This is a genomic window from Dactylosporangium sp. CA-052675 (genome assembly GCF_050947935.1).
Taxonomy (GTDB): Bacteria; Actinomycetota; Actinomycetes; order Mycobacteriales; family Micromonosporaceae; genus Dactylosporangium.
Window position 1 is genome coordinate 5904169 of record NZ_CP192010.1, and the last position, 12398, is coordinate 5916566.

The 12398-nt window shown below is 74.3% G+C and carries 16 protein-coding genes; 7 read left to right on the top strand and 9 right to left on the bottom strand.

Going from position 1 to position 12398, the window contains the following annotated elements:
- Positions 1–32 precede the first annotated feature (32 nt).
- From ACQP1P_RS26320 to ACQP1P_RS26335, 4 genes are all read right to left on the bottom strand, one after another.
- Positions 33–1199 (bottom strand): DegT/DnrJ/EryC1/StrS family aminotransferase, encoded by a 1167-nt coding sequence (locus tag ACQP1P_RS26320; protein ID WP_433073844.1) that lies wholly within the window; start codon positions 1197–1199, stop codon positions 33–35.
- 173 nt (positions 1200–1372) lie between these two features.
- A complete protein-coding gene (locus ACQP1P_RS26325) occupies positions 1373–2179 on the bottom strand; it encodes a shikimate dehydrogenase family protein (RefSeq protein WP_433073847.1) in 807 nt (268 codons plus the stop codon).
- Positions 2176–2553, bottom strand: coding sequence for a hypothetical protein (locus ACQP1P_RS26330; protein WP_433073850.1), 378 nt, complete (start codon positions 2551–2553; stop codon positions 2176–2178). The genes ACQP1P_RS26325 and ACQP1P_RS26330 overlap by 4 nt, the downstream gene beginning before the upstream one ends.
- A gap of 30 nt (positions 2554–2583) precedes the next feature.
- Entirely contained in the window at positions 2584–2826 is a 243-nt protein-coding gene (locus ACQP1P_RS26335; RefSeq protein ID WP_433073853.1) for a DUF5988 family protein, read from the bottom strand.
- Between the two features lie 178 nt (positions 2827–3004).
- Between ACQP1P_RS26335 and ACQP1P_RS26340 the strand changes: the two genes are divergently transcribed.
- Positions 3005–4405 carry a glycosyltransferase gene (locus tag ACQP1P_RS26340; RefSeq protein WP_433073856.1) on the top strand — a complete coding sequence of 467 codons (1401 nt, stop codon included), beginning with the start codon at positions 3005–3007 and terminating at the stop codon, positions 4403–4405.
- On the opposite strand, the gene ACQP1P_RS26345 is transcribed toward ACQP1P_RS26340, so the two are convergent.
- Positions 4296–5114 carry a glycosyltransferase family 8 protein gene (locus ACQP1P_RS26345; RefSeq protein ID WP_433073859.1) on the bottom strand — a complete coding sequence of 273 codons (819 nt, stop codon included), beginning with the start codon at positions 5112–5114 and terminating at the stop codon, positions 4296–4298. The two genes, ACQP1P_RS26340 and ACQP1P_RS26345, sit on opposite strands and share 110 nt — an antisense overlap.
- A gap of 37 nt (positions 5115–5151) precedes the next feature.
- Between ACQP1P_RS26345 and ACQP1P_RS26350 the strand changes: the two genes are divergently transcribed.
- Genes ACQP1P_RS26350 through ACQP1P_RS26360 form a run of 3 tightly spaced genes read left to right on the top strand, consistent with a single transcriptional unit; the run spans position 5152 to position 7498 of the window.
- Positions 5152–5775 (top strand): 4'-phosphopantetheinyl transferase family protein, encoded by a 624-nt coding sequence (locus tag ACQP1P_RS26350; RefSeq protein WP_433073862.1) that lies wholly within the window; start codon positions 5152–5154, stop codon positions 5773–5775.
- Complete coding sequence (locus tag ACQP1P_RS26355) at positions 5772–6614, top strand: ROK family protein (protein ID WP_433073865.1); 843 nt, start codon at positions 5772–5774, stop codon at positions 6612–6614. The genes ACQP1P_RS26350 and ACQP1P_RS26355 overlap by 4 nt, the downstream gene beginning before the upstream one ends.
- A 41-nt stretch (positions 6615–6655) precedes the next feature.
- Positions 6656–7498, top strand: coding sequence for a metallophosphoesterase family protein (locus tag ACQP1P_RS26360; RefSeq protein WP_433073868.1), 843 nt, complete (start codon positions 6656–6658; stop codon positions 7496–7498).
- 4 nt (positions 7499–7502) lie between these two features.
- On the opposite strand, the gene ACQP1P_RS26365 is transcribed toward ACQP1P_RS26360, so the two are convergent.
- From ACQP1P_RS26365 to ACQP1P_RS26380, 4 genes are all read right to left on the bottom strand, one after another.
- Complete coding sequence (locus ACQP1P_RS26365; RefSeq protein ID WP_433073871.1) at positions 7503–7625, bottom strand: hypothetical protein; 123 nt, start codon at positions 7623–7625, stop codon at positions 7503–7505.
- 73 nt (positions 7626–7698) lie between these two features.
- On the bottom strand, positions 7699–8415 hold the full coding sequence (locus ACQP1P_RS26370; protein ID WP_433073874.1) for a polysaccharide deacetylase family protein: 717 nt from the start codon (positions 8413–8415) through the stop codon (positions 7699–7701).
- Positions 8412–9179, bottom strand: a complete 768-nt coding sequence (locus ACQP1P_RS26375; RefSeq protein ID WP_433073877.1) for a glycosyltransferase family 2 protein — start codon at positions 9177–9179, stop codon at positions 8412–8414. Before ACQP1P_RS26375 ends, ACQP1P_RS26370 begins: the two co-directional genes overlap by 4 nt.
- A 73-nt stretch (positions 9180–9252) precedes the next feature.
- Positions 9253–10221: a LysR family transcriptional regulator gene (locus ACQP1P_RS26380; RefSeq protein ID WP_433073881.1), complete on the bottom strand. Its 969-nt coding sequence runs from the start codon at positions 10219–10221 to the stop codon at positions 9253–9255.
- A gap of 11 nt (positions 10222–10232) precedes the next feature.
- Between ACQP1P_RS26380 and ACQP1P_RS26385 the strand changes: the two genes are divergently transcribed.
- The 3 genes from ACQP1P_RS26385 (at position 10233) to ACQP1P_RS26395 (ending at position 12342) form a co-directional block, all read left to right on the top strand.
- Entirely contained in the window at positions 10233–11129 is an 897-nt protein-coding gene (locus tag ACQP1P_RS26385) for a serine hydrolase (RefSeq protein WP_433073884.1), read from the top strand.
- A 74-nt stretch (positions 11130–11203) separates the two neighbouring features.
- Positions 11204–12157 (top strand): MBL fold metallo-hydrolase, encoded by a 954-nt coding sequence (locus tag ACQP1P_RS26390; RefSeq protein WP_433073887.1) that lies wholly within the window; start codon positions 11204–11206, stop codon positions 12155–12157.
- Positions 12158–12186: 29 nt separating this feature from the next.
- Positions 12187–12342: a hypothetical protein gene (locus tag ACQP1P_RS26395; protein ID WP_433073890.1), complete on the top strand. Its 156-nt coding sequence runs from the start codon at positions 12187–12189 to the stop codon at positions 12340–12342.
- The last annotated feature ends 56 nt before the right edge of the window (positions 12343–12398 follow it).

Below are 12398 nucleotides of genomic sequence, written 5' to 3' on the forward strand. Positions count from 1 at the left end.
CCGCTGAGCCGCACCCACGGCGGAGCCGGGCGTCACGCTCCGGCCAGGGTCTGCGCCACGATGGTGGCGATGTCCTGCATCTGCTGCTCGGTGCCGAGCAGGGTGCGGTGGTGCAGCCAGATGCTCTCGGCCGTGAGCGCCTCGCTGACCGGGCACCGCTTCGCGATCGCGTCCACGGACTCGTCGGGCGCCCCGGTCTCCCAGAAGCCGTCGGTGCGGTAGATCGCGCGGAAGCCGACGAACGCGGGCAGGCCGCGCTCGATGAGCCGGTCGACGATCGCGTTGCGCTCGTCCTCGCCGACGCCGGGGAGCTGGAACATGGCCATGTAGTGCGAGTTGCGGTCGCAGCGCTCGTCGCGGCCCTGCGGCAGCACGCCCGGGACCTCGGCCAGCAGCGAGGTCAGCAGGCGGCCCCGCGCCTCGCGGACGTCCGTCTGCGCCTCGAGCCGGGAGAGCTGGGCGCGCAGCACGCTCGCGCTGAACTCGTTCATGCGGTAGTTCGAGCCGGAGGTCTGGTGGAAGTACCGGCGGTCGGTGCGCGGGCGGCCGCAGCTGTGCCGCAGGAAGCCGCGCTCGTGCAGCTCGGCGTCGGGGAAGAGCACCAGCCCGCCCTCGCCGGCGGTCATGAGCTTGCCGTTCTGGAAGCTGAACGTGGCGATCGAGCCGAACTCGCCGACCCGCTTGCCGTTCCAGCGCGCGCCCTGGGCGTGGGCCGCGTCCTGCAGCATCGTGATGCCGGCGTCGGCGCAGAGCTTCGCCAGCGCGTCCATGTCGGACATGTGCCCGGCCATGTGCACGGGCATGATGGCACGGGTGCGCGGGGTGATCGCGGCCTCCGCGGCGGCCACGTCGATGCAGTAGGTCCGCGGGTCGACGTCGACCGGGACGGCCACGGCGCCGATGCGCTGCACCGCCTGGGACGAGGAGATGAACGTGAACGCCGGGACGATGACCTCGTCGCCCGGGCCGATGCCGAGCACCTCGACGGCCAGCTCGAGGGCGTGGGTGCCGTTCGTCACCGCGAGCGCGTAGGGGCTGCCGTGGTACTCCCCGAACTCGCGCTCGAAGGAGTCGACCTCCTGGCCCATCATGCGCCACCACTGGCCCTGTTCCAGGGCGCGGATGAGGCCGGTGCGCTCGGCGTCGTCGTACTGGGGCCACGGCGGGAAGTCGGGCGCCTGTGGGGAGAGATCCGTCATCGTCCTACTCCGAATTCGTGTGTTTCCGGAACCGAGTCGATACCCACGAGGAGCCCGGGCCGCGGGGGCGGATGGGTATGTCCGCGACCGCGCGAAAGGGACGCTACCTGCTCGGATGGCCCATGGGCTGCCCTTAGACCGGCCCCTAGGCACCCCTCAACGACGGATCGTCCTCAGTGGACGGTCACCGCGTCCAGGCGGAAGAATCGGCGGTACCCGTCCAGCTGGCCCTCCAGCATGTGGCGCCCGTAGTGGATCGGGTAGCCGCGGGCGGCCGCCGCGCGCAGCAGCGCCGTGTCGGCGGGCTTCATGATGATGTCGGCCACCAGCCCGCCCGGCCGCAGCGACTCGGGCGCGAACGGCAGCGGGTCGTCCTCGCGCAGGCCCAGCGGGGTCGCGTTGACAGCGATGTCGGCGTCGCCGAGCGCGGGCCCGGCGGTGGCGACGGCGATGCCGGGGCGGTGGCGCTCCAGGCGGTCCACGAGGTCGTCGCGGCGGGCGGCGTCGACGTCGTGGACGGCGAGGCGCCCAACACCGGCGTCCAGCAGCGCGACCGCGATGGCCGCGCCGGCCCCGCCGGCCCCGACCAGGGTCACGCTGCGCCCGGCGGGCTCGTGCCCGGCGTGGCGCAGCCCGGCGACGAAGCCGGTGCCGTCGAAGTTCTCGGCCAGCCACGATCCGTCCGGCTCGCGGCGCAGCGCGTTGGCGCTGCCGGCCGCGGCGACCGTCGGGCTGACGCGATCGGCGAGCCCGCAGACGGCGACCTTGTGCGGCACGGTCACGAGCAGCCCGTCGAGGTTCACGATGCGCCGCAGCCCCGCGACCGTCTCGGCGAGCCGGTCGGGCCGCACGTGCATCGGGACCAGCACCGCATTGCGGCCGAGCTCGGCGAAGAGGGTGTTGAGCAGCCGCGGCGCCTGCACCTGCGCGATGGGGTCGCCGAGGACGCCGAACACGCGGGTCGAGCCGTCGACCATCATCGGTCGCGGCCCACGACGTCCCAGCGCTGGCCGTAGGCGTCGCGCACCAGGCCGCCCGGGCCCGCGGCGTGGCCGGAGGGCTCGGCCAGGCCGCCGGCGGCGAGCGCGCGGGCGTAGGCGGCGTCGGGCTCGGCGTATTCCAGCACCGCGCAGTCCTCGGCCGCCGGCTCGGACGCGGGTGCGGCCCGGCCTGGGTCCTGCTTGAGCAACAGGTGGTACGGGCCGAGGACCATCTCGGCCGCGAGCACCGACCCGTCGAGCAGGCATTCGCGCCACAGCTCCGCCGCGTCGAATGCCTGACGGTAGTACGCAACGGCCTCGTCGCCGTTCGCAACCACGATCTCCCGGTCGGCGGGGGCCGGGTGTTCGCTCATGTCGTGCGCCATCACTCCACCTGATTCGTCCTACTCGGCCATCCGCGTGCGGCCGGTCCAGCGGAACACGACGGGCGCGCCCGCGACCCCGGTGTCGGGGACGCGCTCGAAATGCTCGTGGCCGCCGTAGTACGACACCTTGATCTTCTCCTCGTGCGACTGCACGCGCTGGGCGCGCAGCTCGACGGGCATGCCGACGGGGCCGCCTTCGAGCATCGCCTCGATGAGTTCCTGGGCGTCGAGATGGGTGGTGGGTTGGGTGTCCTGGCTCATGGGTCAGCCTCCGCCGGGATCGAGGTACTGCCGGGATTCGAGGTGCTGTCGCCTTGCCTGGCAACGACTCTAGGACCCGGCTGTGACATAGCCCACCCCTGAGCCGGACCCCTATTGCCACCCGCGCCGACGGATTAGGGGCGTCGGCCGGGCCCCGGAACGGGAAACAATCTTGACCGTGTCGGTCAGCGTCGTGATCCCGAGCACCCTCGAACGCAAGGTGGTGGGCGAGTGCGTCGCCGCCGCCCTCGACTCCGCCGCGCGGCTGGGCCCCGACGCCGAGGTGCTGCTGGTGGCCAACCGCGTGCCGCCCGGCGTCACGTACGAGGGCCCGGCGAGCCCCGCCCTGCGCGTGCTGCACTCCGACCCGCCCGGCGTCTCCCACGCCCGCAACACCGGCGTCGCGGCGGCCCGGCATGACACCGTGCTCTTCGTGGACGACGACCTGATCGTGCCCGGGTCCTGGTGCTCCGACATGTATCAGGCGCTGCGCGGCGGCCCCGTGGCGGTCAGCGGGCCCGTTCGGCTGGCGGTGCTCGGCCCGATCACCGCGTTCATGGACCACCAGCGGTTCTACGACGCCTCGCCCCTCGACGGGCACAGCGGCGGGCTGCTGGTCACCGCGAACGCCGGCTACCGCCGCGACCTGGCCCCGCCCGGCGCGCCGTTCGACGTCGAGCAGCACCCGAACGCGGGCGAGGACACCGACCTCGCCCTGCGGCTGCGCGCGGCGGGCGGCCGCATCGGCTGGCTCGACAGCTGGGCAACGCCGCTGCACCACGTGGACGAGGACGTGTCGGCGCTCGCCGGGCGAGCGCTGCGCGACGGCCGCAGCTGCGCGCGGCTGCACTTCCGCTACGGGCTGGAGGCGCGAGCACAGTTCCTGCCCTCGCCGTGGCGGGTCTACTCCGCGGCGCTGGCCGGGCGGCCCGACTGGTACCGCCAGTTCGCCGAGCTGGACTCGGTACCGGTCCGCGGCGCGTTCGCCACGATGGCGTTCATCTACTCGACCTGCCTGCACGCGGGATACCTGGAGGAGACCGGCCGGCTGCTCGGGCATCCGCTGCTGGAGGTGGACGCCGAGCCGCTGCTGGCCGAGCTCGACGGGATCATCGCGGCGGCGATCCCCGGCGGGACGACGTGGAGCCCCCTCGCCGAGCGGCTCACGCCGGAGCCGCGGCCGGACATCGGCCACCTCGTGCCCCTGTCCGCGATCGCGGAGGCGTTCCGGCGCCACGCCCCGCGCACCGGTGTGCCGCCGCGGCCGGTGCTGCAGTACCTGAACCGGTCCGAGGGGGCCTGGGTCGCGGAGCTGCTCGCGTCGGCCGAGCGCACCACGGCCCTGTGGCAGCGGCTCGAGCGCCGCTCGGACCTGACGCTGGAGACGGTGGAGCGGGAGGGCCGCGCGGCCGGGCTCAGCCTGAGCCAGACCTGCGGCTACCTCGACCGGCTCGTGGCCGGCCGCCGGCTCATGCCGTCAGCTCAGCCACGCGCCCGGCAAGCTCGAGATAGCGCTCGCGGTATCCGGCGTACGGAAAGTCGCTCTGCCACGGCTTCCTGGGGCCCAGGAAATGCGTGATGGCCACGTACCGGGCCGCCCGCGGATCGCCCGGCCACATCCACCACAGGATGGTGTCGTTCCACTTCGACTCCAGCTGGTGCCACCGCCCGTACGTGACCAGGTTCAGCGCGTCCTGATCGGGGAAGCGGAGCCGGTCGTGGTGGGCGCGCAGGTATTCGAAGCAGCCCTCGGTCACGCCGGCCTCGCGCCACACCGGCAGGTTCATGAGCAGCACGCCCGAGTTGAAGTAGGGCGCCCGGCGGCTGACGTGCATCCCGGCGCCCGGGACGCCGCCCTCGTGGCCCATCGAGAGCGTGAAGCCGTCGCGGACCGCGCCGAGCGGTGCGCCGCCCATCGGCCGGGCGAACAGGCCGCCCAGGTCGCCGCCGACGATCGTGTCGCAGTCCAGGTAGAGCAGGCGCGTCAGGTCGGGCGGCACCAGGTCGGGCAGGAACAGGCGCAGGTACATCCCGGCGCTGATGTAGCGGTACTGCTCCTGCTGTGCGATGGGCATCGAGCGGAAACCGTCGTCGGCGGTGAGGAAGCGCGCGTGCGCCCGGTCCTCGATCTGGCGGCGGAAGGCGTCGGCCACCCGCGCCTGCAGACCGGCCGGCGTGAGCAGCCAGAGCGTGAGGTCGTCGCGGTGGGTGTGGGACTGCAGGATGGACTCGATCGTGACGTGGGCGTAGGTCGCGTACCCCTCGTCGAAGGCGAGCGCGATGTCCATGTCGGTTCCCCTCAACGCGTGAACGAGCGGAGGTTCGATGATTGAGCAGATTCTGCCCGAGGAATCGATTGCCGTCGAGGCGACCGCCGACCCCTCCGACGCAAAACTGTGGCCCGAGGAGGAACCCCTAGTCGCCGGCGCGGTCGAGAAGCGGCGGCTGGAGTTCACCACCGCCCGGCACTGCGCCCGGCAGGCGTTGCAGCGGCTCGGGGAGCCGGCGGTGGCGCTGCTGTCCGGGCCGAAGCGGGAGCCGCTGTGGCCGGCCGGCATCGTGGGCAGCATCACCCACTGCGCCGGGTACCGGGCCGCGGTCGTCGCGCGCGAGCGCGACCTGGCCTCCGTCGGCGTCGACGCCGAGCCGAACGAGCCGCTGCCCGACGGGGTGCTCGAGTCCATCGCGCTGCCGGGCGAGGTGGCGCGGGTCGGTGCGCTGCTGCGCACGCGGCCGGAGGTGCGCTGGGACCGGCTGCTGTTCTGCGCCAAGGAGGCCGTCTACAAGACGTGGTACCCCCTCACCCACCGCTGGCTGGACTTCCACGAGGCCGACATCACCTTCGGGACCGGCACCTTCACCGCGACGCTGCTCGTGCCCGGCCCGCGCTTCGAGGGCCGCTGGCTGGCCCGCTCCGGGCTCCTGCTCACCGCGATCGCGCACCGATGAGCACCGCCCTCGGCATCGACGTCGGCGGCACCAAGGTCGCCCTGCGCCTGTCGTCCGGCTTCCACGCCACGTTCACGTGGCCGGACTCCTCCACCGCACAGCAGGACCTGGCGCTGCTGGGCTCGCACGTCCGCGGCCTCGAGTTCGACGCGGTCGGGGTCGCCATGCCGGCCACCATGGACGGTTCGGGGCGCGTGACCGCCTGGCCCACCCGCCCCTCGTGGATCGGCCTCGACCTGCGCGCCGAGCTGCTGCGGATGCTCGCTCCGGCGACCGTGCGGGTGGCCGACGACGGCGACCTCGCGGCCGTCGCCGAGGCGGACGCGGCCGGCTGCGCGGACGTGGTCTACCTCGGGGTCGGCACCGGGATCGGCGGCGGTGCCGTGGTCGGCGGCCGCCCCTGCCCGGGGCCCACGCGCGGGTCGTGCGAGGTCGGGCACATGATCGTCGAGCGGGCCGGGCCCCGCTGCGACTGCGGCCGGTCCGGGTGCCTGCAGGCGGTCGCCTCGGGCGCCGCGACCCTGCGGCGAGCGGGGGTGACCTTCGACGAGCTGCGCGACGGCTGGCTCGCCCGCGACGCCCGGGCCGTGTCGGCCGTGCGGGAGAGCTGTGCCGCGCTGGCCGCGGCCGCGGTCAGCCTCGGGGAGCTGTTCCGCCCGGCGCTGACCATCGTCGGGGGTGGCTTCGCGGCCGGCCTGCCCGGCTTCGTCGAGACCGTGGCCGAGCACACCGCGGCGCTGGGCCGCCCGGGCCACCCCCCGGCGCCGGTGCGCGCGGCGACGCTCGGCGGGCTCTCCTCCCTCCACGGCGCGCTCCTGCTGGCCCGGGCCGCGGATTGATAGGGGTGTCGGGGCCGCGGGCCCCCGGCTACGGTCGGATCATGGAACCGGCGCGTCTGCTGGCCGTCAGCGACCTGCACATCGTCTACGCCGAGAACCGCGCGTACGTCGAGCAGCTGCGCCCCGACAACCCCGGCGACTGGCTCATCGTCGCCGGCGACGTGGCCGAGCTGTTCGCCGACATCGAGTGGGCGCTGCGCCTGCTCAGCCGCCGCTACGCGCAGGTGATCTGGGCCCCGGGCAACCACGAGCTGTGGACGCCGCGGGAGGACCCGGTGCGGCTGCGGGGCGTGGCGCGCTACGAGGCGCTGGTGAAGCTGTGCCGGGAGCTCGGGATCGCCACGCCGGAGGACCCGTACCGCGTCTGGGACGGCACCGGCGGCCCCGTGACCGTCGCGCCCCTGTTCACCCTGTACGACTACTCGTTCCGCGTCCCGCAGGCGCGCTCGAAGGAGCACTCGCTGGAGCTGGCCTACGACGCCGGCGTGGTGTGCACCGACGAGATGCTGCTGCACCCGGACCCCTACCCGTCGCGCGAGGCGTGGTGCGCGGCCCGCATCGCGGCGACCGAGCGCCGCCTCGAGGCCCGCGAGCCGGGCCTGCCGACGGTGCTCGTCAACCACTACCCGCTCGTGCGGGAGCCGACGAACATCCTGCGGTACCCGCTGTTCGCCCAGTGGTGCGGCACGACGCGCACGCGCGACTGGCACCGCCGCTTCGACGCCGCCGCGGTCGTCTACGGGCACCTGCACATCCCCCGCTCGACCGTGCACGACGGGGTGCCGTTCGAGGAGGTCTCGGTGGGGTACCCCCGCGAATGGCGCCGCCGCGGCACTCCCCCGCGCCCGCGCGCGATCCTGGGCAGCCGCGTCCCGGCGCGCTGAGCGCTCAGGCGGCCGCGTGCCGCAGCGTGCCCGTGAACGGGCTGTGCCCCGCGAGCCGCACGGTGCACGCGAAGCGCAGGTCCGCCGCCTGGGCCAGGCACGTGCCGGCCTTGACCGTCGCGAACACCTCGGCGCGCCCGGTGCTGCCCGGACCGGCATCCGGCGTTCACGCGACCCGTCGGACGCCGGCCGGACGGGCGCTACGACTGGTACGCGGGGACGCCCAGCAGCTCGTCGACGGTCACGAAGCGGTACCCGCGCGCCAGCAGGCCCTCGATGGTCTCGCGCACGGCGGTCACCGTCTCGGCGCGGTTGCCGCCGCGCCCGTCGAAGCCGTCGTGGAAGATGAGGATCGAGCCCGGGCGCGTCTTGGCGATCGCGCGGCGCGCCATCCGTACCCCCGACGGCTGGAACACCTCGAAGGCGTGCCCGAACTCGCCCGCGACGGGGTGGAGCCCGCCCCGGCGCAGCATGCGCAGCAGGGCCGGCTGCCGCCACAGCCACGGCGTGCGGGCCAGCGCCGGCGTCCGGCCGGTCACGCGCACCAGGATCCGCTGGGTCTGCTCGACCTCCCGCGCGAACGCGTTCGGGCGCAGATAGGTGCCGAAGCGGTGGCTCAGGGAGTGGTTGCCCACCACGTGCCCGTCGTCGATCACGCGCCGGGCCGTCTCCGGGTGCCGCTCGACGCAGTGCCCGACGTGGAAGAACGTGGCCCGGATGCGGTGCGCGGCCAGGATGTCGAGGATCTGCGACGTGTAGGGCTCGTTCGGCCCGTCGTCGAACGTCAGCGCCACCACGCGCTCGTCGGCGTCCCCGTGGTACGGATAGTCGCGCTTCGACGGGGCGAACGGCGACATCAGCAGCCAGTACGCCCCGCCCAGCACGGCGAGGAGCACCAGCACGGCCGCGGCGGTCACCGGGCCGCCAGGGTGGCCTCGAACGAGCCGTCCTCGTCGCGGAACGCCGGTGCCGAGCCGAGCACCCGCCGGCCCGCGATCCGGTTCACCGCGTACGTCAGCAGGTAGTGCACCGGCAGCGTCACGAACAGGTTGTACGCGAGCCCGCGGCTCAGGCGCCGGCCGGACGTGAAGGTCGGGTTGGCGTGCTCGTAGACGACCCGGCCCTGCCGGCGCAGCCGGCGCAGCTGGTCGAGCTCGTCGCCGCCCTGGGTCAGGCTGGTGTCGTAGCCGCTCCAGGCCGCCCGCCGGAACGCGATGTTCGTCGCGCTCGCGTACGCGGCGCGGCCGGTCACCTTGTAGACCGCGTTCACCGCGCCGAACAGCATCCGGCCGTAGACCCGGCCCCAGCGCGGTCCGTCGGCGTACACGCACGGGCCCACCACGGCGGCGATGCGCTCGTCGGAGCGGAAGCGCGCGTCGATGCGGCTCAGCCAGTCGCGGCCGTGCACCGTGTCGGCGTCGGTCGAGATGACGATCTCGCCGCGCGCCTCCTCCGTGCCGCGCTGCCGGGCGTTGCACACGCCCGGCACCGGCTCGGCCACGACCCGCGCGCCGAAGTCGCGGGCGATGCCCGCCGTGTCGTCCGTGCAGTTGTTGTCGACCACGATGACCTCGAACACTCCGTCGAAATCCTGCTTGCGCAGGGAGAGGAGCGCGTCGGTGAGGTATCCGGCCTCGTTGTAGCACGGGATGACAACGCTGATTCTGGGCCTCTCTGTCATGCGGTCGAGTCTTGAACTTCGCGGCGTTCGGCACGATCCGGAACTCCCCCGAATTCGACCGGGGGCTTTCCCCCTAATCCACGGTGGTGCGGGCCCGGTCGAAGACGACCGACCACGGGCCCGGTGCGCCGAGGATGCGGCCGGGAGCGGCGGCCGGGGGCGCCAGCACGGCTCCGGCCAGCGCGCCGAACCGTCGCGCGGCCGGGTGCGGGGCGCGCCGCGGCCACACCGCCGACGTCTGCTGCCACAGCGGGTCGCCGGCGAGGGGCCGCCACGCGACCCGCGGCTCGCGCCGCACGGCATCCTCGCGCTCCAGCCCGACGCCGAGCCCGGCGAGGACGAGCCCGCACAGGAACTCCGGATTCCGGGCGTGCCGCACCCGCGACGGCACGAAGCCGAGTTCCCGGCAGGCGCCGATCAGGGTGTCGTACCACCGCGGCGCCGTCGCCCGCGGAAACACCACGAGCCCCTGCCCGGCGAGCTGGTCGGCGGTGAGCTCGGTGAGCCGGGCCAGCGGCGAGACCCGCGGCAGCACGACACCGAGGCGCACCCGGGTCACCGGGCCGCACGCCAGGTCGGCCGCGTCGACGGGGTGGTGCACGAGGCCGACGTCCAGCCGCGCCTCGGCCAGCAGTTCGAGCTGCTCGGCGGTGGTGAGCTCCTGCAGGTCGACGTCGAGCCCGGGCGCCTGCTCGCCGAGCCGGCGCAGCAGCTCCCCCAGCGCGGCCGCCGGGGTCTCGGGCGGCACCCCGGCCCGCAGGGTGCCGAGGTCGCCGTCGCGGATGCTGTGCATGAGCGTGCGCAGCCGGCGCTCGGCCGCCAGGAACTGCGGTGCCTCGTCGCGCAGGGCGCGTCCGGCGGCGGTCAGCTCGGTGCCGCGGGGCAGCCGGTCGAAGAGGGTGACCCCCAGCTCCCGTTCGAGGCGGCGCATCGCCTGGCTCAGCGGCGGCTGGGCGATGCCGAGCAGCTCCGCGGCCCGGCTGAAGTGCAGCTCCTCGGCGACGACGAGGAAGTACCGCAGGTGCCGCGACAGGTCGACCATACAGTGACCATATGCCGGACCCTTTTTCGCACCACGTGTCGATACATGAGACCTTCGCCGCCGCCGGGGTGCGGGGCCGGCTGCACGCCTGCGACATCGACTCGGGGCGGGCCGTGGGCGTCGGCGCCGACGAGCCCGTCGTGCTCTCGTCGATCGTCAAGGTGTTGCTGGTGCTCGAGTTCGCCCGCCAGGTCGCGGCGGGCGCCCTGGACCCGGCCGAGCGCGTGGTCATCGGCGCCGCCGACCGCTTCGGCGGCTGGGGCACCGCCGGGTGCGCCGACGACATCGAGGTCTCGCTGCGCGATCTCGCGTACTTCGCCATGTCCGTCAGCGACAACACCGCCGCCGACGTGCTCCTGCACCGCCTCGGCGGCCCGGACCTGCTCGGGCTGCTCGCCGCCGAGCTCGGCCTGCACCGCACGCGGATCGCCGGCGGCCCCCGGCAGCTGCTCGAGTCGATGTTCGCCGACCTCAGCGCGCGCGACGACGCCGAGTTCGCGCGGCTGTTCCCGACGCTGGAGCCGCAGCGGGTGGCGGCGCTGCGCGTGTTCGACCCCGAGCGCACGACGTCGAGCACGCCCGAGGAGCTGACCCGGCTGCTCGGCCTGATCTGGCGCGACGAGGCCGGTCCGCCCGCGGCGTGCGCGGCGGTCCGCGACCTCATGGCCCGCCAGCTGTTCTGGACCCGGCTGCGGTCGGGGTTCCCGGCCGAGGTGCGGGTCGCGGGCAAGACCGGCACCCTGCCCGGGCTGGCGATGGAGATCGGGGTCGCGCAGTACCCGGACGGCGGGCGCTACGCGATCGCCGTCTTCGTCAGCGGCGGCGGGCGCGTCCCCCGCATCGAGGCGGACCTGGCGCTCGGCCGGGCCGCGGCCGAGGCCGTCCGTCTGCTGCGTGACCAGCGCTGATATGCGCTCGGATATGGGCCGTACGACATCCTGGTCTTGGACAGCCCGAGCCCGGCGATGCTTGGGTGGTCGCCATGTCCGACACTCGTGACCTCAATCGCCGCGCCCTGCTGCGCACCGCCGTCGCCGGCACCGCGGTCGCCTCCGGGCTCGCCGCCGCGACCGGTCCCGCCGCGGCCTCGGCCGCGCCCACCCGCGCCGGGACGTTCCGCTGGTTCGGCACCTCCGGCTGGCGCATCGACGTCAACGGGCGCACCGTGCTCGTCGACCCGTACCTCTCCCGCTACCCCACCGGCCTGTTCACCGGCGCGTTCGACCCGGCGACGCCGCTGCGGGTGGACCCCGACGCGATCGGGCCGCGCATCGGGCGGCCGGAGACGGTGCTCGTCACCCACACGCACTGGGACCACTTCAACGACGTGCCGCACATCGCGAAGACCGTCGCCGGCGTGCGCGTCCTCGGCACCCTCACCGCCTACCACCTCGCGCTCGCCTCGGGCGTGCCGAGCGCCCAGGCGATCCCGGTCAAGGGCGGCGAGCAGCTCGACTTCGGCGACTACACCGTCGAGGTGATCGCGGCCCTGCACAGCCGCAACCCCGCCTACTCGCTGGCGTTCCCGGGCGTGCGGCTCACCCCGCCGCCGGCCCCGGCGACGATCGCCGACCTGCCCGAGGGCGACACCCTCGCCTACCAGGTGACGATCGCCGGCGGTCCGAAGGTCTTCTTCATGGGCGGCAGCGACTTCGTCGAGCGCAACCTCACCGGGTTGGCGCCGGACGTGGCGATGATCGCGCTGCCGGCCGGCGGGGTCGTGCACGACTACACCGGGCGGCTGCTGCGGGCGCTGGACCACCCGCGGGTGGTCGTGCCGGTGCACTGGGACGACTTCGAGCGGCCGCTGCGCAACCCGCCGGCGGTGGCCGCGTCCGACGCCGCGAAGCTGGACGCGTTCATCGCCGCGATCCGCAAGGCCTCCCCGCGCGCGACGGTGCTGCGGCCGGAGTACGACACGCCCTACACCTTCTGAGCCGCAGGCCGGACCGTATGATGGTGGCGATGACGGCCGCCACCACGCCGGCCCCGCAGCCGTGGGTGCCGACGTGCCCGGCCGGGGTCATGCGCCGCCCGGGGACGAACGGGTGGCTGCCGTCGTGGGGCAGGGACCCGCACGGCGAGATCGCCGGCTGCCCGCCCGGACTCCACCGCAGCTGACCTCTGGTTCCCTGGTGCCGCCCGGCGCCGGGGTCTTCGGTGACGCCGGACGGGTG

Excerpts from the sequence above, each read along its gene's own strand:
- ACQP1P_RS26355 (WP_433073865.1), top strand. The coding sequence starts at position 5,772 with ATGAGCACCGCCCTCGGCATCGACGTCGGCGGCACCAAGGTCGCCCTG.
- ACQP1P_RS26395 (WP_433073890.1), top strand. The coding sequence starts at position 12,187 with ATGACGGCCGCCACCACGCCGGCCCCGCAGCCGTGGGTGCCGACGTGC.
- ACQP1P_RS26335 (WP_433073853.1), bottom strand. The coding sequence starts at position 2,826 with ATGAGCCAGGACACCCAACCCACCACCCATCTCGACGCCCAGGAACTC.
- ACQP1P_RS26325 (WP_433073847.1), bottom strand. The coding sequence starts at position 2,179 with ATGATGGTCGACGGCTCGACCCGCGTGTTCGGCGTCCTCGGCGACCCC.
- ACQP1P_RS26380 (WP_433073881.1), bottom strand. The coding sequence starts at position 10,221 with ATGGTCGACCTGTCGCGGCACCTGCGGTACTTCCTCGTCGTCGCCGAG.
- ACQP1P_RS26390 (WP_433073887.1), top strand. The coding sequence starts at position 11,204 with ATGTCCGACACTCGTGACCTCAATCGCCGCGCCCTGCTGCGCACCGCC.
- ACQP1P_RS26350 (WP_433073862.1), top strand. The coding sequence starts at position 5,152 with ATGATTGAGCAGATTCTGCCCGAGGAATCGATTGCCGTCGAGGCGACC.
- ACQP1P_RS26375 (WP_433073877.1), bottom strand. The coding sequence starts at position 9,179 with ATGACAGAGAGGCCCAGAATCAGCGTTGTCATCCCGTGCTACAACGAG.
- ACQP1P_RS26320 (WP_433073844.1), bottom strand. The coding sequence starts at position 1,199 with ATGACGGATCTCTCCCCACAGGCGCCCGACTTCCCGCCGTGGCCCCAG.
- ACQP1P_RS26385 (WP_433073884.1), top strand. The coding sequence starts at position 10,233 with ATGCCGGACCCTTTTTCGCACCACGTGTCGATACATGAGACCTTCGCC.
- ACQP1P_RS26345 (WP_433073859.1), bottom strand. The coding sequence starts at position 5,114 with ATGGACATCGCGCTCGCCTTCGACGAGGGGTACGCGACCTACGCCCAC.
- ACQP1P_RS26360 (WP_433073868.1), top strand. The coding sequence starts at position 6,656 with ATGGAACCGGCGCGTCTGCTGGCCGTCAGCGACCTGCACATCGTCTAC.
- ACQP1P_RS26330 (WP_433073850.1), bottom strand. The coding sequence starts at position 2,553 with ATGAGCGAACACCCGGCCCCCGCCGACCGGGAGATCGTGGTTGCGAAC.